Below are 21,308 nucleotides of genomic sequence, written 5' to 3'. Positions count from 1 at the left end.
AAAGACAATTGAAACGGTAGTAAAAGTAACTATTTTTCCGGTTTCCAATAAATTTTCGGTTCTTTTAATTTGGCATAATCGGCAAACTCTATTGCTGTAAAAGCGGCTCTGTTTTTTAGGATATTCGGGCTAAGCACCAATAAATCCCAAAGTGCGCCCAAAATTGGTATGACAACTTTAAACTGGCCTTTAAAAATTTTTGTTTTTAATTGCATCCAAAGTGAATACAAAAAGAAGTGTATGGCTTTACCCGGCGGATAAAAAAGAAAAATAGCAAACCAACCGGCACGCAAGCCGCGACGGTATCTAAGCGTAAAATCTTTCGTTTGGTTTTTTCGAAGTTTCAAATCGACGCGATGCAAAACAAATACTTCAGGAACGTACTGTACTTCCCAATAATTTTTAAACAAATGCATTGAAGCAAACGTTTCTTCTCCGTAAAATTCAAACCATTCCGGGTACGACGGAATACTTCGCCAAGCGCTCATTCGCCAGGCATGACCACAACCCACAAAACTTTTTACGGCTGCTGAAACTTCGGTTGACTTTGGATTTTCCGGTGGCGTTTTGCTCCAATAAATTCGGAAAGCAATTAAACCACATTTTGGATTTTCATTAAAGAATTTACCGATGGTTTCCAAAGGATTCTCGGAAAGAAAATGTGCATCATCATCTAAGGAAATCGCAACATCTGCTTGGGTTTCGTTGAGCATTACATTGCGACAGTACAAGTAACCGCGTGAAGTTGTATTTTGGAGAAGTTGTATTTTCGGAAACTGTTGCTTAACAGCGTCTGCAGTACCATCATCCGAACCATCATCGAATACAACGCAAGTTACTTCGGGGTTTTCCAAAAGCGGATAAACCTGCTCTAAAGTGAAAAGTAAATCATCTTTTCTGTTTTTAGTGGCAATGTGAATCGCAAATTTCATCAGACTATCGACAAGTCATCTATGACTTTCTTTAATGATTGTTCATCACAATAATGGGTCAAATCGGACCGATTGAGCTGTAACTGCTGAGGGTTTTGTTTCCACAGTTGATAGAGCTCAGTAATATTGGCTTCGATAGTGGCCACATCATTCGCCTCAGACCAATAAGGATAGTCTTTACCAAGTAATCTTCGCACTTCACTGTAGTAAGGACCAAGCACCAATATAGGTTTGTTTGACGCAACACAATTAGGGAATTTCCCCGGTAAAAACGGACTGATCTCAGATATGGCTTCCAATATGATATTGACTGCGGCTTTCTTTTCAAGCGACTGTACCAGTTTGTATTCAATATAATCGCTTACAACTATATTCGGGTGATTTTGGTATTGATTCAAAATATGCTCTTGTTTTTTGTAGCTGCCCACAAAATACAATTTGGCTTCCTTTACGGCCTCAGGATATTTGGCTAAAAACTGTAAAAATCCTTTGATCAGATAATCGGGATTGCGTTGTTGGAGTAAATTCCCGGCGTGCAACAAAGAGAATTGGTTTTCAGTGAAAAATTCGGGCGTAAGTTGCGGGTCGTTGTCGACTTTAATTTGGTGCGGAATCACGCAACTTTTATCGGCAACGGCCGGAAAATAGCTTTCCATCCACTCTTTGAGCAGTAAACTCGGGAACGATAAATATTTGGCTTTCTCCGTAATTTGACGCATGAACGCTTCTTTATGTTTATAGCTCAACTCCACAAAATTAAAGGGTCGCGGATAAAAGTGAAACGGATACGGGTCGTGTATGTAAGCCATCCATTTCGATTGTAATTCGGGCAATCGCAACATAGCGCGATGTGGTCTGAAACTACCACCTTTACTGAGCGTGAGAATTAAATCGGGAGCGAAATTTTGGGCTTGCTTTATGGCTTTGGCAATAGAACGCGTGTCATTGGTATGGGTGAATGAAAATCCGAACCAAGTCTCCAACGTTGCATTGATATTTCGTTTAAAAGTACGTTGAAAAAGGCGGATCATTCGGGACAAAAAGAAATAGGTTGAAAACTTGTTCTCGCGAATCAGCTCACAATTTATGCCCTGTAATTGGATTTCTTTATGAGAATAATGCAATACTTTAAGTGTATAACCGGCGAGTTGAAGGTTGTTAATGAGCGCTACTCTTCCCTTAGAAGCACTACTATCTTCAACATTAATCGATTCGGAAACAACCAGTATTCTCATTTATTGAATAGTTTTTTAAACACTTTAATTATTGCTAATCGCAACGGCAGAAAGGTATAAAATATTTTCCAGTAAAGTTTTCGGTGCCACGACAAATCCAATAGTTTTAAAATTTCATCAAACAAATTGAACTCTTGGAAATGAATGGCATTGCCCAAGAAAAAGCGCAGGATTGGTCTGGTTAATAACCCTCTGGACTTTAAATTCTGTACGATTAACAAAACCGCATCTTTTTTGGAAGCCCTTCTCACCGCATCGCGTCGGGAAAACTCGCCGGTATTGGAATTGGGATGTTTTCTTCCGAAGAATAGCGTTTTATTGATGGAAACTCCTTGAACACCGGTTGATAAAATTCGGGAGTACAATTCCCATTCTTCGGCAAACATGAGGCTTTCCACAAAACGATTTTGGTCGAAGCATGCTTTGCGCCACATGACTGCACAGGAATTGAAAGGCAATTTGTAGGTGAGCATTTTCTCTACATCTTTGCTGTACACTTTGAACTTGGTGTAGTCTAAGGACATATCAAATTGATAGTCAAAATTGCCTACAAATGCAGCCCTTTGATAGCGGCAAAAAGCTACTTCAGGATTAGCAAATTCGGCTACACAACATTCCAAATTTTGCGGATGCACTATATCGTCGTCGTCAAAAAAAATGATGAATTGTCCTTGGGCTAAATCGATACCATAGTTACGACAACCCGGTAATCCTTTTTGGTATGGCTCCGGACGTTTGTGATAGCTAAAACGAACGTCTTTATCGAGGATGGGCTGAATTACTTCGGAAGTGTTATCGGTTCCGCCATCATCAATGATGAGACATTCCCAATCCTGAAAAGTTTGATTTTGTATGGATAAAAGCGTTTCTACAATAAAATGTGCTCTATTGTAGGTGGCCATGATAATCGAAACCTGTGTGGTCGTTTTACTCATTTTACGCAACTTTTATCTTATTGATGGTTTTCGAAAAAGTCATCATCCCTTTTCCGGTTAATGCATAAAGCAATCCAATTCCGGAAAGCTTTATTTTATTAAACCAACCTATTACAGGCACCTGCCACAGCTCTTGAAAATAAAACAAGAACTGACGGTTGTTTAAGATTTTTTTGAGGGTTTTCAAATAATTGTCAAAAATATACTTTGTTAGCTTTTGTTCGCCATTTAAATAAAAAAAAGCGATGTGCTTTCTAACTTTCAACTCTGATTGCAGGTGTTCCAAACTTGTTTTTGCATTGAATTTACCCGTAATAGAATCGTTGTGAATTAGCACCTTGAACAAGACCTCATTAACATAAGTAATTTTCAGATTGGATTTTGAAATGATGCGAAACGTAAAATCTAAATCTTGAGCACGTGTCAGGGATTCGTTGAAAACAATATCGTTGAGTAACGCTCGCTTGTATAAAAATGTCGGCGTATTTAACGACAAATGGTTATTCGCATATTCCGTCAAAGGGCTGTAGTGAAGCTTGGTATTGTATGGTCTTGAAGTAATATTGCCTACAGGATTGTATTTTACAAAACCGGAAGATACCACATCAGTGTCGGCATCTTGCAAAAAAGCGGCTATTTTTTGCTCTAAAAAACCTTCAAACATCACATCATCGCTATCAAACCAATTGATAAAATCGCCTTTACTGTAAGCCAATCCTAAATTCCTGCAGGTGTTGGCTCCTTTGGGTTGGTTATGCGGTCTTTTGAAAAATTGAAAACGGTTGTCCTGCGAACAAAATTCGGCAATCACTTCCTCTGAATTATCGGTCGAACCATCGTCAACAATAATACATTCCCAATTTTGATAGGTTTGCAACCTTACGCTGTTGAGCGTTTCTGAGATAAGGTGTGCTCTGTTGTAAGTTGGGATGATTATGGAAACTAAGGGTTGAGACATCTTTAAAGTGTCTTAATATATTGGTATTTATCAGTAGCCAAAACCAGTACGCTTTTCAAACCGGCGTATTGGCCTTTATGAAGAGTAATCCCTTTTTTCTCCAACAACTGCATTAGAGCTTCGGTAGTTTGTTGCTCTCCCTTACGGTTATAATCATCCATAATGATGATGAATTCATCTCCTTTTTCCAGCTTTTCCGCTAAGGTTACAATGTCATATCTCGAATAATGGTCGCTGCCGAATGGTCCGTCAACGATATACAAATCATATTTTTCATTGATTTTCTCCCCTATTTCACTGTACGAATTGGTATCAAAGCCATGAACTTTTTTAGTCACCAACGGTAAGATTTTGATAGTCGTTTTATCAGAAACTTTGAATCGATTTAAAAAAGCCGTTCTCCAATTTTCGTCTTGTTCAATAACGGTATGAACCGAATTGGGTGCATAATTTTCGATATGAGTGGCGATGAATTTGGAAGATTCGCCCAAACCAAACTCGATGATTCTTTTGGGTTGGTAATCGTTTAGTATTCTATTCAAAACGTAAAAAAAAGTATAGTTTCCTGCCCATCTTCCGATGTTCAAGCCAAGATTTTCCAAGGCTGCTTTACCTCGGATACTATCGTGGTATACATTGGCCCAATACAATTCGTTCAAAGTATCTTGATTGGCTTTGTGAAACTTGATGTTTTCCTGTATCAGGTTTTTGATTTTTTTGAGCATATCTATTTGATGTTGTAGTTCAACAATATAGACCCTTGATTTTTTGGCACTAATTTCCCCGAATTATAATAATCTTTTTCGGCTATGGAGAAATCCATTACTTCGGTCAACCAATCGGCTACTTCGTTGTTGATTTCGCTATAAATATTACAGCTGTAATCTCCCGGAGCCAAAGGTAAATTTTTAATGGTAAATTCTATACTGTTGTTTTGAATATTAAAGGTGTCATTGATGTTGCTGGTGGACAACCAAGCCACTCTATCACCCATAAAATTGTTGATACCGATGTCGATTCTTTTTTGGGCTACAACAACCGTTGGGTCTAAATCGAAATCGAGTTTGATGGTCAAATTCTTAAAGGTTTCAATTGTTTCGTTATCTTCACAACCCACGTGCCCGTGAACAAAACGCAATTTACCGTTGCCTTTTCGTTTTTGAACATCGGCCAACACTACATCTTCTGCTCTTGATTTTGACAAGTATTCGCGTACGACTTCTTCTATATTGCCTACGGCTTTAATCATTCCGTGCTCGAGCATGATTCCTTTGGTACATAAATTTTGCACGCTGGCCATATTATGAGAAACAAAGAGTACAGTTCGTCCTTGTCCTTTACTAATATCTCCCATTTTTCCCAAGCACTTTTTTTGGAATTCGGCATCACCTACGGCCAAAACCTCATCCACGATGAGAATTTCACTTTCCAAATGGGCGGCCACGGCAAAAGCCAATCGCACGTACATCCCCGAAGAATATCTTTTTACGGGTGTATCTATGTATCTTTCCACTCCTGAAAAATCGATAATTTCATCGAGTTTACGGGTGATTTCTTTTTTGCGCATTCCCAAAATGGCACCGTTGAGATAGATATTTTCTTTACCGGTGAGTTCAGGATGAAAACCGGTACCAACTTCCAACAAACTGGCAATACGTCCTTTGACTTTGATTTCTCCGGTGGTTGGACCGGTTACTCTCGACAAGAGTTTTAGCAACGTACTTTTTCCGGCACCGTTTCTACCGATTATCCCAACCGCTTCGCCTTGATTAATTTCAAAATTGATATCTTTCAGTGACCAAACGATGTCGCTTTGCCCTTTGACACTTCGGTCATTGGTTTCACCGATTTTGAGAAACGGGTCTTCTTTCCCCATGACTTTAGTAATCCAAAAACGTTCGATATCGCGAGAAATTGTTCCCGTTCCGATTTTACCCAATTGATAGGCTTTGGAAAGATTTTCTACTTTAATTACCGGGCTACTCATTAGACTGTATCGACGAAGTTTTTTTCTGTTTTATTAAAGATGATGATCCCTAAAAACAGCATGATTAAGGTAAAGGCCACTGAATAACCGATACTCCAAACCGTAAATTCGCCTTTGCCCAAAAAAGCAAAACGAAAGGCTTCGATAATCCCGGTCATTGGGTTGAGTTGTATGTATTTTTTATAGGCTTCTGGAGCCGCACTTAAAGGATAAATTACAGTGGTAGCATACATTAACAACTGAACTCCAAAAGTCACTAAAAACGATAAATCTTTATATTTTGTGGTAATTGCCGTAATAATCAAACCAATCCCCAAACCCAAAAAAGCCATTAAAATGATTAATAACGGGAAAAAGAAAATGGCATATGTAGGCGAAAAATCTTCTCCTTTTATGGCAAAATAAATCATTACCCCAATAAATAAAAGTAACTGTACCCCAAAGCGAACCAAATTACTAACCACGATGCTTAAAGGCATTATCAAACGAGGAAAATAAACTTTTCCGAAGATGTTGGCATTGTCTCGGAATACAGTACTGGTTTTGGTTAAACAATCGGCGAAATAATTCCATGCTGTAATACCCGAGAGATAAAATAAAAATTTAGGCAAACCATCAGTGCTGATGCCGGCTAACTTACCAAAAATCAGTGAAAAAACAATAGTGGTAAAAATAGGCTGGATAAAGAACCATAGCGGACCCAAAACGGTTTGCTTGTAAAAACTGACAAAGTCTCTTTTCACAAACATGACCAACAAGTCTCTGTAGTGCCACAAGTCTTTGAATCTGACATCAAAAAGCGACGTATGGCCTTTGATTACAAGGTCCCAATCTTCTGACGGGTTGTCATTTTTCATGAATATCTTTTAATTTTTACCTTAAAATGTTAAATGCAAATATATAAATTACGAAAGTCGTTTTAAAGGAATGAAATGATTAATTTGATTATTCTTTTTTAATAGTAGGAAAAATGAAATAATGTCTAAATTTGTCACATAAAATCAATCACCTTGTTGTCATTTTTCAAATCAAAACCTTTATTAAAAGACTTAATTCCCGAGAATTTTGCGGACATCCATTCGCATTTGTTACCGGGCATTGACGATGGTGCTAAGTCGATTGAAGAAACCGAAAATTTTATGTCCCAGATGAATCTTATGGGCATAAATCACTTTATCACTACCCCTCATATTTTTACTAATGTATGGGACAACAGTGAATCCATTATTACTGATAAACTTCAAGTCACCAAAACAGAATTAAGCCACAAGAATTGTTTTGCTTCTTTTAGCGCCGGTGCAGAATACATGATAGATTCCTTCTTCATGAAACGCTTGGAAACTGAAAAGTTGCTCACCTTAAAGGACAACTACATATTGGTTGAGATGTCCTATTTGAATCCGCCGATGCAATTGTTTGATATTTTATTTGAGATTCAGTTGGCCGGCTACAAACCTATTTTAGCCCATCCGGAGCGCTATTTATTTTACACCCGAAACTTGAAAGAATACGAAAGATTAAAAAAATCGGGCTGTTTTTTTCAACTGAATTTGCTCTCATCCGTGAATTATTATGGGATTGGCATAACCAAAACTGCTGATTATTTATTAAAAAACGGGATGATAGATTTTGTGGGTACCGACATACACCATCAAAATCATATTGATGCTTTTTCGAGAAAAGTAGCTTTGAAAAACATCCCGGAACTCGAAAAAGCAATCAACAAGAATTTATTTTTTCTTCCTTAGTTTGTCTTTCCAAGATTTCTTTTCTTGGTCGGCACCATAGCCATATCCGTAGCCATATCCGTAACCGTAACCATAAGCATAACCGTAACCATAACCGTAGGTTTTTCTCCAAACAGTGTCATTTAAAAGTACAGCCATATTAGGCAGCTTCTTCTCGGTGTAGAAACCTTCAGCTATTTTCAACAATCGCTTATCGAGGTAGTTGGCTCTCATTACATAGATGAATGAATCGGCATATTTAGCCACTAAAAGTGTATCGGTAACCAAACTAACCGGAGCGGTGTCTACAATTATATAATCGTACTCTTTTTTGAGTTTGTCAAACAACTCTTCAATTTTTGGACTCATCAACAAATCAACCGGATTGGGAGGAATCACACCTGATGGCAGTACATAATAATTATCGAAGTTTTCCAATTTCACTATGTAATCATGAATATCCTCATTTTGTTTGGCCAAGAAATTGGTCAATCCTTTTTCCGGAATATTCACGTATTTGTCTATTTTCGGATTTCGAATATCTAAACCAATCAACAACACTTTTTTGCCTGAAAGCGCAATGGTACTGGCCAAATTGAGCGCCACAAATGTTTTCCCTTCTTTAGGCAAGGTGGAAGTTACGAATATAGTTTTGGCACTTCCTTCCGCTACATTGTTAAGCATGAACTCGAGATTGGTTCTGACAATTCGAATAGCTTCGGCAGAGCTCGAACGGCTACTGGCATTAATCAATTCATCCTGAGTTTCTGATTTAGGAATATCGCCCAAGAACGGAATACTGACCTTGCCTTCAATATCCTGACGGTTTTTAATCTTGGTATCTAATAAATCTACTATAAACAGAATTAAAAACGGAATTAACAATCCCAACAATAAAGCACCTAACAGAATAAAATTTCTATTAGGAGAAATGGGTGCACTGGTAGATTGGGCCAAATCGATAGTTTTGGCATTCGGGGCAGCTACCGCTAATGAAATTCCGATTTCTTCTCGCTTTTGTAATAAATACAAATAGAGCGACTCTTTAATTTGCTGTTGACGTCCAATGCTAACCAATTGTCTTGATTGGGCCGGAATACGAGAAATCTTATTGTTCAACAAAGCATCCTGACGTCTTAAATCGTCTCTTCTGATGGTAAAAGACTCCAAAAGTCGGGATAAACTTTCTTTGATGTTTCTTCTCTTTTCATTGATTTCGGCATTCAAATCGATTACCCTTTGGTTTTTGAGTGTACCGCTTTGCAATACTCTGTTGCGTGTGATAACTACATTATTGAACTCATTAATCATTAGTGCCGCAGTATTGTCTGAAGGGATGATATTACTCGGAATGATTTCATCGTTTGGAGATTTTTTCATGTAGTCAATCATCGCTTGAATCACCCTGATTTGAGTTTCGGTATCAATTAACGATCTTTCCAACTGAGCAGAGTTTTCAATGTAAATTCCGGCATCTGCTGAAATCTCAGTAATTCTGTTGTTGGCTTTAAAGTCTTCTCCTTTTTGTTCAACTTCACTAAGTTCTTCCGTGATGTAGGTTAACCTTTCATTAATAAAGTTTTGGGTATTGATGGAAACCAATCTTTTGTCTTTAACAGCATCGTCGTAGTAACTTTCTACTATGGCGTTCAGAAGGTCTTCTGCCTTTTTGGCTACAGGATCATTGATGGTTAACTCAACCACACTCGAGTTTTTGTTCAGTGGTGCAACACTAAGTCTTCCTTTGTATTTTTGAACCAAATTATCAAACTTGTTTACCTGAACAATAACAGAATAGTCGGTTTGAAGTTTTTGAGGCGCATTTGGTGTTAAATTAACTATCGCTTTAGCATCTGCCAAGCTAATAGTGTCGCCAAAATTAAAAGTACCTATCGATTTGCCTTCGTGCTTTTTTAATTCAAATTGTTTTGGAGACTTGTAGACTATTTCATATTTAAAACTCCTGTTATAGAACTTGTTAGAAGTCTCTGCAAATTTTATTCGAATCGGACTTTCATCGTACAATTCAACTAACTTAACTCTTCCTTCAGTATAATATTCTACATTAAGATTGAGTTTTTTTAAAGCCGAACTGATAATATTTCTGGATTTGATGATTTCAATCTCATTATCAACATTGTTCTTCAAACTTTTTACCAATCCTAAATCGGAAAAGGCACTAAGTTCGGATTGGATTCCGCCTTTACGCTCATCTTTTACTAAAATGGTAGCCGAGGCACTGTATTGCGGTATGGTATATCTTAAATACAACAAAGCCGCTATCAAACAGACAACCACGGAAAGTAAAAACCATTTCCAATGAATAACATACTTATCCAATTGTTCTCTGATGTTCAATCTGTCATCATGAGAATTGTTATTATTTAAAGAATGATGTTCCTGCATGTTATTATCTGAATAGAATTATGGCAATAGTAGTAAGTAATGAAAGTGCTGAAATGGTAACGGTAACATTCGGACCGATAACAGAAGAGTTAATTTTGGTTTTGTTAGGTTCTACCATTACCACATCGTTTTGATTTAAGTAATAAAACGGAGACGAGATAAAATCTTTATTGGTCAAATCTACCCTATTGAACGTTTTTTTACCATCAACTTCTCTAATAACTAACACGTTACTTCTTTTGCCGTAAATAGTCATATCGCCCGCCAAACTGATAGCTTCCAATAAGGTAACGCGTTCGCTGGCTATTTTGTAAGTATTGGGCTTATTCACTTCTCCCAAGACAGAAATTTTATAATTGAGGATTCTCAAATTTACTGAAGGCTCTTTGATGTACTCTTTGATTTTGGTTTCAAGTTCATTTTTTGCCTGAGTTCTTGTTAATCCGGCTAATTTAACTTTACCGATAACCGGAAAATCGATAAATCCTGAGGCATCTACCAGGTAGGTTTTGATGCCTTCCTGACTGTCATTAACCTGATAGTTTCCTTGAATTTGCGGTAAATTAAAAGGAATGGTCAAATCGGGTTGATCTGCCGCCACGATAACACTCAACATATCATCGCATTTAATAACCGGCTCATAACTCAAAGCCTGATTGATAGTAGCATCATTTTCAACATCTTGAAGATATACGATATCCTTTCGGGAAGCACATGAGCTTAAAAAAAGTAAGACAAAAAGGGCTATTAAATTGATATACTTGCTGCGATTCATATTAAAGTTTTAGGGGACAAAGTTAGTAATTTATCGGAATTACTTGAATTTAAGAATCTAATGTTTCAAAAACAGAATTCATACTCTTAAACTCGGGCACAATTTTTTTCATCAAAACCACCATTTCGTTGTTGTTTGGTTTCTTGGCAATTTCAGAAAGTTGAAGCACCAATTCACTAATTTCTTCATAATTATCAAAATTATCCTGACCAATCATAATCTTTTCATTGTGCGTTGGTAAGGTCTTTGACGTATCGTTGAGTAACTCTTCGTACAACTTTTCACCCGGTCTTAGTCCGATTATTTTAATCTTGATTTCATTATCGGGTGTAAAACCTGCCAATCTGATCATCTTTTTAGCCAAGTCAATAATCTTGACCGGTTTGCCCATATCAAAAATAAAGATTTCTCCACCGTTACCCATAGCTCCGGCTTCCAACACCAACTGACATGCTTCAGGTATCGTCATAAAATAACGAATAATTTCGGGATGTGTAATGGTTATCGGACCACCTTCCTGAATTTGCTTGGTAAACAAAGGTACTATTGACCCATTAGACCCTAACACATTACCGAATCTGGTGGTAATATACTTGGTGCATTTTTTTTGTGATTGAGACAGATGATAATTCAAAGATTGCACATACTTTTCAGCTATTCGCTTACTGGCTCCCATCACACTACTAGGATTAACCGCTTTGTCGGTAGAAATCAAAACGAACTTATCCACCTTGTACTTATGAGATAAGTCGGCCAAATTTTTAGTCCCGATTACGTTGGTATAAATAGCTTGCCCGGGATTTTCTTCCATCAACGGCACATGTTTATAGGCTGCCGCATGATATACAAAATCGGGTTTGTATTTCTCAAAAACACAAGTCATCGCCTCAAAATCCCTAACATCGGCAATAATGGTTCTGATTTTGACTTTTCCGTCAAACTCAGAAATTTCCAGTTTGAGATTGTGCAAAGGAGATTCTGCTTGGTCCAATATAATGATTTTATATGGATTGAAATTGATAATCTGCCTTACAATCTCACTTCCGATGGATCCCGCGCCTCCTGTGATGAGAACGGTTTTGCCATTAATCTGTGATGAAATAGCATTATTATCTAAAACAATGGGTTTGCGTTCCAACAAATCTTCAATGGCAAAATTTTTCAACTGATTGGAGATTTGTTTTTGATCTTCCCAATCTGTGATTAACGGCACCGTATACACTTTGAAATTGTACTCTAAACACTCTTCAACTATGGCCACGGTTTCTTCTTTTGACAAGCTTTTCTCGGCAATAATTAATGCCTCAGCACCCATGCTCCTCAAAATAACATGGATACTTTTGGATTGGTTGATGATGGGTAAATCCAAAATACTTTTGGAAGTTTTGACTTGTTTGAACTTGTCTATAAAAGCCACTAATTTAAATCGGGCCGGTTTTTCAGTTTTTAGGGCATTAGCCACTGAAATAGCATTGGCATCTGCACCATAAATAACCGCTTTAATTAATTGTTTTTGGTCATCTCCTTGCAAGTATTTTTCAAAGAAATTTTTGACCAAAATTCTGAATAAAAAAAGCAACAGGAAAGAAATCACATAGGTGATAAACAAACCGGTCGAAAGAAAAATTTTAGATTTGAAAAAGGCAAAAGAAATAAGATTAACGGAAAGCAACGTTACATAGGAGGAAGAAGTGGCTACCAATAACTTTACTCCGTCAATAAAGGTGGAATGTCTGATTATACCTGCATAAGTTCGGTAAACCATAAAGAATAGCGCATTCACAAAAAGGATCAATCCACTTTGCAACAACTCACTGAATACGCCTATAAACGTAACTGATAAACTATGAATAATGATTTGCGTAATGCCGCAAGAGACACCAACTATAAATACATCTATCGCAAAAATTATCCAACGCGGTAGGTATCCTATGTTTTGGAACTTCTTATTGAAGATACTATTCTTTAATTCTTTAAATATTTGGTTACTCATTTTTGTATAGCATGAACCCTCAAAATTAAGATTATTTTAACAAATTCAGGGCTATAAAATTAAAAAAATCTATTAAAAACTTCTTTCAAACGGTTTTTGTCTTCAGCCGTTAAGTTGGAACCGGAAGGCAAACAAAGTCCGTTTTCGAACAATGTTTCACATACTTTTCCCCCGTAATACGGATACTTTTCAAAAACCGGTTGCAAATGCATCGGTTTCCACAACGGTCTGGATTCAATATTTTCTTTCTCCAAGGCCAAACGCAAATCTTCTCTGGTCTTTCCTGTTTTATCAGAATTTATGGTAATACAACTCAACCAATGATTGGAAAAATAATCAGAATTAGGCTCTTGAAACACCGTTACGCCTTCAATATCTTTAAAAATATCATGATAAAAAGCATTCATTTGACGGCGCAACTCAATGTGTTTATGCAACACCTCCATTTGCCCTCTTCCGATACCCGCTGAGATATTACTCAAGCGATAATTGTAGCCTACCTCTGAGTGTTGGTAATGCGGAGCGTTGTCTCGGGCTTGCGTAGCTAAAAAAACGGCTTTGTCTTTAACTGCTTTGGATGTGGCCACTAATGCTCCGCCTCCTGAAGTAGTAATGATTTTATTCCCGTTAAAGGAAAGCGCTGCAATGTCTCCGAAAGTACCACACATTTTGCCTTTATAATGACTGCCCAAAGCTTCTGCACTATCTTCTAAAATCGGAATATTGTATTTATCGGCCACTGCTCTTATTGCATCGGCTTTGAAAGGCATACCGTATAAATGGACCGGAATGATAGCTTTTGGTGTTTTGCCATTTGCTATTCTGTCTTTAATAGCTTCTTCCAAAGCCACCGGACACATGTTCCAAGTTTCCGGCTCGCTATCAATAAAAATAGGGATTGCTCCTTGGTATAAGATTGGGTTGGCAGAAGCCGAAAAAGTAAAACTTTGACAAATGACTTCATCTCCGGTTTTTACTCCTAATAAAATCAATCCCAAATGTAAAGCGGCCGTTCCGGAACTTAAAGCAGCAACGTTAACCTTATCATCTTGTAGAAACTGCTCTAAATCGGTTTCAAAACCGGTTACATTTGGTCCTAAAGGCGCTACCCAATTGGTATCAAAAGCTTCTTGCACATACTTTTGCTCTGTACCACCCATATGAGGTGAAGACAACCATATTTTATTGCTCATAGTACTCTATTTTTGAAGGTATTTGAAGAAAATATTAGGGCTTTTGAATTTAACATACTCTTCTATCGTATTGATTTCCTTCATCTTGTCGTTGAAGATGGTGTATCCAACCGATTTAAAATACGGTATTAGCTTATCGGCATCCGCTTGAATTTCAATCATTAATGAAGGATGTCCTCTCTCAATTGTTTTTTGAAACCCTTGAATCACATTCCACTCAAAACCTTCCACATCTATTTTAACAAAATTCGGAAGTAACGTTTCATTTTCGAAAAAGCTGTCTAAGGTTATCACCGGGACTTTCACCACTTTTACATCTGCATCCTGCTCTGCCGAAAGCTCTCGACTTGTTTTAAATCCGTCAAAATCTTTGACAAAAGAATTGTTTTGACCGGATATTGGATCAATGTAAAAATCGAGCTCTCCGATAACATCTCCGGCGCCTTTTTGAACCAACTGTATGTTATTGCGCAACGAAGCTTTTACGTTTTGCACATTTTTAGTGAGATATTTTAAGTTGTCAAAACTCGGTTCAAAAACAACCACTTTTCCGTTTTCTCCAACCAAATGAGCATAAAGCGTTGAAAAATAACCTATATGCCCTCCTATTTCGAGAACAAATTCTCCTTTATTAATCCATTCTTTAAAAACGGCCACTGTTTCTTGTTCACGCTTTTTCCCGTGATACCAATACCCTTTATGGTTGTATGAATTCAATAAAAATGGTTCATTATTATAATGATGAGTAATACTTATATCTCTCGCCGTTATTTTAAGAAGTTTCAGGATAATTTTTCGTAACATGGATGAGTGGTTGTTAAATAAAGGTAAAAAGTTCTTTTAGTTCGGTAATAGTCCTTTGAGGCAAATATACAGTTTCTTTAGTAAAATCTTGTGGATGGATGTTTTTACCGTTGCTTAACAAACAAACGGAAACCCAACCCAATCGATTAGGCGTTACAAAATCTTTTGCTGTATTATCTCCAATATAATAATAGTTTTTAGTATCAAACTGATGAAAGATTTTATAGTTGTCTTCATTGGGCTTTTCACTGCCGAATTCCTCAGATATTACTATTAAATCAAACAACTCCTCAACACCTAATGCTTTAAGTTTATTTCTTTGCGTAAGGCTGTATCCATCGGTAATCAATCCTACGAAACAACCTTTTTCTTTAAATTTCCGCAACAGCTCCGACACTCCTTTATATTGGGTAAAATCGGGAAGATGGGTACGGTATTGTTGTTTGAGTTCATTGACCGAAAAACCATAAAGGTTTTCTATATTTTGAAAAACATTGTCTTTGTTTTGGTACCATAGCATCATTTGATCAAACAAAGTATCGCTGGTAGGATCAACCCTGAGAGCAATAGCTTTGAAAGCCGATTTCAAATAATCGATCTCCTTAACTAAAGTATCATCTAAATCAAAGACAACAGTAGCACTCATCATTACAAGGAATTCACATTATGTACCAAGACCTCATCATCATAACGCAACATCATCAGGTTTTGTTCCCAATCGTTAAAAAAAGGAATCTCGTCATCGGTGGTCAGATATTCTTGAATAAGCCACTGCGGGAAATTGGCTCCGGCCAAATAACTGAGCGGATAACCACCGCCAAATCTCGGATTGATTTCTATCCCATAAATGGATTGAGATTGTTGGTTCACAAAAACTTGTAAGGTAATACAACCTCTAAAACCGGGTATGCTATGCAATTTTTGAGTCAACTCTTCCATAAAAAAAGGCGCTTTGGTAATGGCTTTGTTGACTTCTCCGTCGCGAACTTCAATCCTTTGTCTTGGTACCACACATTTTAAGACTGAAGCTTTGTCGTAATACAAATCAATCGTAAACTCAGTATGTTCTTTATGATCTAAGTACTCTAAAAACATCAGCTTATCGTTGGAAAAATGATAATCTGTTAGTTGTTCCCGACTCATAATAACATAATTATCAACACTTCGGCTACCATCATAAGGCTTGATATAAAGCGGTAATTGGTAATCTGTCTTGGTATATTCTTTGGCATGATTGATACGGTAATCCTGAAAAAAACGATGCGTTAGCCGCTTATCTCGAAAGACTTGGACACAGTCGTAATCGGACACCAACAGCGTTATTCCGTGGTTTGAAAAAAGAGCTCTTGACTGTGCCAAAACCAATAACTCGGTATCTATGGTAGGGATGACCAACTTTATCCCTTGTGTTAAACACAAATTCAATAACTCTTGGACATATTCTTTTTCGGTTACTCTTCGCATGGCAAAAGAAGCATCGGAAACCTGACAGGCTGCGGCATACTCCGGTTTAGCATCGGTGGTAAACACTTTTGCATCGGGGTATATTTTCTTCAATTCTTTTTGAAAAAAACGGACTAAGGATACTCTTCTTCCTGCTGAAGTAATTAAAATATTATTCATCAATTATAGCCATTAAATGGTTCCTTGGTATTTCCGTCTTCAGCATTGATGCCTTCACTTTTGATTACTTTTTGAACCGTTTTAATTAATATTTTACAATCTAAAACAAAGCTGATGTTATCTACATACCAAACATCAAGCTCAAATTTTTTATCCCACGAAATAGCATTCCTGCCATTCACTTGAGCCCAACCGGTAATTCCGGGGCGGACTTCGTGACGACGGTTTTGAAATTCATTGTACAAATGCAAATAATCGGTTAACAAAGGGCGAGGTCCGATTAAGCTCATATCGCCTTTGATTACATTGAGTAATTGCGGAATTTCATCTAACGATGTTTTTCGGACAAACTTTCCAATCTTGGTCAGCCTGACTTCATCGGGCAACAGTTTTCCGGCAGCATCTTTTCTGTCATTCATTGTTTTGAATTTGATAATACTGAAAACTTTTCCGTTTTTGCCGGGTCTGCGTTGAAAGAAAAAAGGTTTACCATCGTTAGCCATTGCTAAAAAAAAAGCAATGAGCAGAAATAGCGGAAACAAAACCGCAAATCCGATTAAAGCCGCCGTAAAATCGATTACTCTTTTAAAAAATGACTTATACATGTTGTTCCCATGTTTTATATTCTTCCAATAAGGCTTCCCATACCAGTTGTTGCTTGTATCGCGTTTCAATCATCTCTCGGGCATTTTTTTTCATGGTGGCTAAATCTTCCGGATGATTGATTAAATACTTCATAGTTTCAAAAATAGCATTTTCCTCTTTAACAGGAATGATAAGCCCGTTTTTACCGTTTACAATAATTTCGTTACATCCATTAATATTGGTAACTATACTTGGCAATTCAAGTGCTCCGGCTTGCATAACCACATTGGGAAAACCTTCTCGGTATGTAGGAAAAACCAGTGCCTGACTCAAACAAAAATAAGGTCTGACATCCGATTGAAAACCGGTTGAAATGATATTTGGATTAGAACTGATGAGTGTTAAGGTGTTCGGGTGCAACGGATCCAAATCGGTTTCGTAATCTCCTACCAATAATAACTTTAGGTTTTGGTGTTCCTGATGCAACTTGCTAAAGGCTTGAACCAACTCATTGATGCCTTTATCTTTGACTAATCTGCCAACAAAAACAAACACAAAATCTTCGGGTTCAATCCCTAATGTTTTTTGCAACTGACTTAAAGTTCCTTCTGAAAAGTGCTTTCTCGAAAAATATTCGGTATCAATCCCGTTAGAACTACCGTTGGCAATAACCTTTAGTTTGTTAGGTTTGCAAAATCGGTTTTCTATAATAATCTCTTGCAACCCGATAGAATTCGGATATACTTTAGTAGCACAGGCATAAGTAAGCCTTTCAACCCAATTCAAAATTTTACGTTTTTTGCCTGATTCTTCGAGCAAAGGCAATCCGGCAACGGTATGCAATCGGATTTTTACACCGGCTAACTTAGCGGCCAACATGCCAATGGTTCCGGCTTTTGGGGTGTGTGTATGAACAATAGCCGGTTTCGTTTTTCGAAAATAAAAATACAATCGAAAGAGCGCTTTTAGGTCGGCTATAGGTGTGATTTTTCTCGTGAGATGAACATAAAATGTGGCCACATTTTCATTTTTGCCCAATCGTTCCAGATTCTCTTTTTCTGAAGAAACAGCAATAACCCGATAAAAATTACTCATATAGCGCAACTGACCGGCTAGCAGTTTTTCCAATGAAATGGGTACAGTGGTAATTCGGACGAGTTCTTTTTTAGGCTCCATAGTAATTCACATACCATTTTTGAAAACAATACAATGTCCACACCCTAAAGGTATTATCAATTTTACCACTCAAGTGGTTTTGTACCAATTGGGTAACAACAGTTGGGTTAAAAATGCCTTGCTTTATCAAAAACTCGGACGCAGTATAGTGCAGTAGTTCATTTTTTAGCTGGCTTTTCAACCAATCCCCAACGGGTACACCGAAACCTTTTTTAGATTTATTCAGAAAATCTTTTGGAAAATAAGTTTTAAAGGCCTCTTTTAAAAGGTGTTTTTTATCCCAGCCGTTCAGAAGATAATCTTCGGGAAGTTGGTTGGTAAAATTCCAAATTTCTTTATTCAAAAAGGGCGCTCTGCATTCCAAGGAAGTCAGCATACTGGTTCTGTCTACTTTAACCAACATATCGCCTTCCAAACTTAAATGCAAGTCAATATTTCTGAAATCCGTGAGGGTTTTATTGTGATCACCTATTAATGACTTGTAATAGTGCAGCGGTTGTTGCACGTTGTAAGAGTGATTGAGTAATGATGGTATTTCTTCCTCCTGAAAACCTAAGGATATGATGTTATAGTAAAAATCCCCTTGGTAATTGATGGCTTTCAGCAAACGATTGGCTTTGAATCTTTTGCCTCTGTTATCTTCTGAAGTTTTGAGCAAAACATCGGCCATTTTGAGAATACTTTTGTGAATAGCTTCGGGCATCAACGAAGTGTATCGGTGGTTTAATTTGCCCATATAATATTTGTTGTAGCCGCCAAAAACCTCATCTCCGCCGTCGCCGGTAAGGGCAACCGTTACATATTGCTTGGTTTTATTAGCTACTACATAAGAGGCCAAAGCGGAAGAATCTGCAAAAGGCTCGTCAAAGTTCAAAATAATTTCGCTGAGATTGGCTTTTAGGTCTTGTTCTCCAATCACAAATTCATGGTGGTTGCTGTTGATGAGCTTGGCCACAGCACGAGATTTCTCAGATTCATCAAAAGATTTTTTATCAAAACCGATAGAGAAAGTCTCAATTTTTCGGTCGGATTGTTGCGCCAAACACAATGATACGATGGAAGAATCAACGCCGCCGGATAAAAAAGTACCTAACGGCACATCGGATATCGATCGGGAAGCCACACTTTCTTGAACCAAATCGTGCGTAACTTGAATCGCTTCATTTTTATTTGCAATTTGATATTGCTTCTTAGACTGCGGAATAGAAAACACTTTAGTTTCCATAGTATTACAATCAACAGTCATATAATGATTGGCCTCTAATTTCTTGATACTTTTAAAGATGGAGTAAGGCGCCGGAATGTAAGTAAGTTGCAAAAACAAGTTCAAAGCCGTAGAATCAATCTCCGGTTTTGATGGCAAAATTTCCAAAATCGATTTTAGCTCAGAAGCCCAGATAAGGGTATCCTGATTTTGAAAATAATACAGTGGCTTTTCGCCGAAAAAATCTCTGGCTATGTATAATGTATTGGTGGTTTTGTCTAACAAACTAAAAGCAAACATTCCGTCTAACATAGAAAAGGCTGCTGTTCCGTAACAGTCGTATAAATTCACGACTACCTCTGTATCACAGCTCGTGTAAAAAGTATAGCCTTTGGTTATGAGCGTTTCACGCAGTGATTTAAAATTGTAAATTTCACCGTTAAAGACAATAACTTTAGACTTATCGGCAGTAAAAATAGGTTGCTTTCCCGAAGTAAGATCAATTATGGAAAGGCGTCTCATGGCCATACCCAATGTTGTCCCGTTGAAGTTTTCTGTATAAAACCCATCTTCATCAGGACCACGATGAATAATGGTATCATTCATTCGCTTGAGCCAATTATCCGACTCCTTGGTTGTTTTAGAGAGAAAACCATTAATTCCGCACATACTAACTTCTTTTTATCTCAGTTGATTGTATACTTTTTCGTAGGCCTGAACCATGTGTTTGATGTCATATATTTCGGCCCTGTCGTAACATTTGGCAGCCACCTCATCATAATATTGCTTGTTGGATGAAAGTTGGAGAATACTATCCGCTAAAGATTGATAATCGCCCACTTCAAACAATAATCCGGCTCCGGAAACCACGTCGGCTAAACCGGAAACATTAGATGCTAAAACCGGTTTGCGCAAAGCCATTCCTTCTACAGCCGCCCTGCCAAAACCTTCCCAATGACTTGACATCACAACAAATTCGGCCAAACCGATAATGGAACCTACTTGACTTTGAAGTCCCATAAAAAAAACACGGTCAGCTACTTTTAGTTCTTCGGCCAGTGCTTTACAAGTTTCCATTCGCTTGCCTTCTCCAACAAAAACCGCTATAAACTCTTGCGGCAATACAGTGAGAGCTTTGATCACCGTGTCTTGGTCTTTTTGGTCTCTGAATCCGGCGATTTGTACCAATGGTTTTTTATGTAAAAACAGTTTTTGTAAATCAGGGTTTACAATGGTCGCTTCGGCCCTAACCTTATTCAAATCGATACCGTTGTAAATGGTGGTCATGGTATGATTAAAGCCCAAATGAGTGGCTAAGTTGTGAGCCGCTGCATTGGATATGGTAATGATGGTTGAAAACTGTCTGTAAACGATTTTGTCTACCAATCGCAATAAAAAATTATGGCGTCTTCTATTGTGAGTATCATGTTCGGTAAACACCAATTTTACGGAACTGAATGAAAACATTTTAGCAAAAGCAACCCAATAAATAGTCGGAAATAAATGGGCATGAACTACATCATACTGACGGATAAACTTCATGAGTTTAAAAACCAGTATGGGATTATAGATATTGTTATTTTGGCCTAATGAAAAAACTTTTATACCTTTATTTTTAAGCTCTGATTGAAAGAAAGTTTCTTTACCGTTGAGCAAAAGCACATCCATGTCAAAACCATTTTGAATGTGCAAAGGAACATTCCCGGCTATGGAACGTTCGGCACCGCCAATGTCAAGGGAATTTATTACTCTGAGTATCTTCATGACAAAAGCGA

General features: G+C 37.5%; 19 protein-coding genes. 1 reads left to right on the top strand and 18 read right to left on the bottom strand.

The window, feature by feature from the left end; genetic code table 11:
• Window positions 1-29: 29 nt before the first annotated feature.
• Genes ACJG85_RS06095 through ACJG85_RS06065 form a run of 7 tightly spaced genes read right to left on the bottom strand, consistent with a single transcriptional unit; the run spans window position 30 to window position 6,904 of the window.
• Window positions 30-932, bottom strand: a complete 903-nt coding sequence (locus ACJG85_RS06095; protein WP_412477157.1) for a glycosyltransferase family 2 protein — start codon at window positions 930-932, stop codon at window positions 30-32.
• The gene (locus ACJG85_RS06090) at window positions 932-2,167 is read right to left on the bottom strand and encodes a UDP-glycosyltransferase (protein ID WP_412477156.1); all 1,236 of its coding nucleotides are present in this window, start codon (window positions 2,165-2,167) and stop codon (window positions 932-934) included. Before ACJG85_RS06090 ends, ACJG85_RS06095 begins: the two co-directional genes overlap by 1 nt.
• Window positions 2,164-3,102, bottom strand: coding sequence for a glycosyltransferase family 2 protein (locus ACJG85_RS06085; protein WP_412477155.1), 939 nt, complete (start codon window positions 3,100-3,102; stop codon window positions 2,164-2,166). Before ACJG85_RS06085 ends, ACJG85_RS06090 begins: the two co-directional genes overlap by 4 nt.
• Before the next feature lies 1 nt (window position 3,103).
• Window positions 3,104-4,060 (bottom strand): glycosyltransferase family 2 protein, encoded by a 957-nt coding sequence (locus tag ACJG85_RS06080; RefSeq protein WP_412477154.1) that lies wholly within the window; start codon window positions 4,058-4,060, stop codon window positions 3,104-3,106.
• 2 nt (window positions 4,061-4,062) lie between these two features.
• Window positions 4,063-4,785 carry a hypothetical protein gene (locus ACJG85_RS06075; protein ID WP_409677077.1) on the bottom strand — a complete coding sequence of 241 codons (723 nt, stop codon included), beginning with the start codon at window positions 4,783-4,785 and terminating at the stop codon, window positions 4,063-4,065.
• A 2-nt stretch (window positions 4,786-4,787) separates the two neighbouring features.
• Window positions 4,788-6,047 carry an ABC transporter ATP-binding protein gene (locus ACJG85_RS06070; RefSeq protein WP_409677075.1) on the bottom strand — a complete coding sequence of 420 codons (1,260 nt, stop codon included), beginning with the start codon at window positions 6,045-6,047 and terminating at the stop codon, window positions 4,788-4,790.
• Window positions 6,047-6,904 carry an ABC transporter permease gene (locus tag ACJG85_RS06065; RefSeq protein WP_409677073.1) on the bottom strand — a complete coding sequence of 286 codons (858 nt, stop codon included), beginning with the start codon at window positions 6,902-6,904 and terminating at the stop codon, window positions 6,047-6,049. The genes ACJG85_RS06070 and ACJG85_RS06065 overlap by 1 nt, the downstream gene beginning before the upstream one ends.
• A gap of 153 nt (window positions 6,905-7,057) precedes the next feature.
• Between ACJG85_RS06065 and ACJG85_RS06060 the strand changes: the two genes are divergently transcribed.
• Window positions 7,058-7,795 carry a tyrosine-protein phosphatase gene (locus ACJG85_RS06060; protein ID WP_412477153.1) on the top strand — a complete coding sequence of 246 codons (738 nt, stop codon included), beginning with the start codon at window positions 7,058-7,060 and terminating at the stop codon, window positions 7,793-7,795.
• Here ACJG85_RS06060 and ACJG85_RS06055 read toward each other — a convergent pair.
• The 11 genes from ACJG85_RS06055 to ACJG85_RS06005 are packed head-to-tail and all read right to left on the bottom strand — an operon-like array spanning window position 7,778 to window position 21,297.
• Window positions 7,778-10,180, bottom strand: coding sequence for a GumC family protein (locus tag ACJG85_RS06055; RefSeq protein ID WP_409677069.1), 2,403 nt, complete (start codon window positions 10,178-10,180; stop codon window positions 7,778-7,780). The two genes, ACJG85_RS06060 and ACJG85_RS06055, sit on opposite strands and share 18 nt — an antisense overlap.
• Window positions 10,181-10,184: 4 nt before the next feature.
• On the bottom strand, window positions 10,185-10,955 hold the full coding sequence (locus ACJG85_RS06050; protein ID WP_409677067.1) for a polysaccharide biosynthesis/export family protein: 771 nt from the start codon (window positions 10,953-10,955) through the stop codon (window positions 10,185-10,187).
• Window positions 10,956-11,004: 49 nt separating this feature from the next.
• Window positions 11,005-12,948, bottom strand: a complete 1,944-nt coding sequence (locus ACJG85_RS06045; RefSeq protein ID WP_409677065.1) for a polysaccharide biosynthesis protein — start codon at window positions 12,946-12,948, stop codon at window positions 11,005-11,007.
• A 59-nt stretch (window positions 12,949-13,007) separates the two neighbouring features.
• The gene (locus ACJG85_RS06040; protein ID WP_409677063.1) at window positions 13,008-14,141 is read right to left on the bottom strand and encodes a DegT/DnrJ/EryC1/StrS family aminotransferase; all 1,134 of its coding nucleotides are present in this window, start codon (window positions 14,139-14,141) and stop codon (window positions 13,008-13,010) included.
• Between the two features lie 6 nt (window positions 14,142-14,147).
• On the bottom strand, window positions 14,148-14,945 hold the full coding sequence (locus ACJG85_RS06035; RefSeq protein WP_409677061.1) for an FkbM family methyltransferase: 798 nt from the start codon (window positions 14,943-14,945) through the stop codon (window positions 14,148-14,150).
• A gap of 13 nt (window positions 14,946-14,958) precedes the next feature.
• Complete coding sequence (locus tag ACJG85_RS06030) at window positions 14,959-15,594, bottom strand: HAD family hydrolase (RefSeq protein ID WP_412477152.1); 636 nt, start codon at window positions 15,592-15,594, stop codon at window positions 14,959-14,961.
• Window positions 15,594-16,568 carry an ATP-grasp domain-containing protein gene (locus ACJG85_RS06025; protein ID WP_409677057.1) on the bottom strand — a complete coding sequence of 325 codons (975 nt, stop codon included), beginning with the start codon at window positions 16,566-16,568 and terminating at the stop codon, window positions 15,594-15,596. Before ACJG85_RS06025 ends, ACJG85_RS06030 begins: the two co-directional genes overlap by 1 nt.
• A complete protein-coding gene (locus tag ACJG85_RS06020; RefSeq protein ID WP_409677055.1) occupies window positions 16,568-17,173 on the bottom strand; it encodes a sugar transferase in 606 nt (201 codons plus the stop codon). Before ACJG85_RS06020 ends, ACJG85_RS06025 begins: the two co-directional genes overlap by 1 nt.
• A complete protein-coding gene (locus ACJG85_RS06015) occupies window positions 17,166-18,329 on the bottom strand; it encodes a glycosyltransferase family 4 protein (protein WP_409677053.1) in 1,164 nt (387 codons plus the stop codon). The genes ACJG85_RS06020 and ACJG85_RS06015 overlap by 8 nt, the downstream gene beginning before the upstream one ends.
• Complete coding sequence (gene asnB / locus ACJG85_RS06010; protein WP_412477151.1) at window positions 18,319-20,202, bottom strand: asparagine synthase (glutamine-hydrolyzing); 1,884 nt, start codon at window positions 20,200-20,202, stop codon at window positions 18,319-18,321. The genes ACJG85_RS06015 and asnB overlap by 11 nt, the downstream gene beginning before the upstream one ends.
• A 12-nt stretch (window positions 20,203-20,214) precedes the next feature.
• Entirely contained in the window at window positions 20,215-21,297 is a 1,083-nt protein-coding gene (locus ACJG85_RS06005; protein WP_412477150.1) for a glycosyltransferase, read from the bottom strand.
• Window positions 21,298-21,308: the final 11 nt, after the last annotated feature.

Origin of the sequence: Flavobacterium mekongense (assembly GCF_047038255.1) — a bacterium.
Classification (GTDB): domain Bacteria; phylum Bacteroidota; class Bacteroidia; order Flavobacteriales; family Flavobacteriaceae; genus Flavobacterium; species Flavobacterium mekongense.
This window is presented reverse-complemented; position numbering and strand designations above follow the sequence as displayed.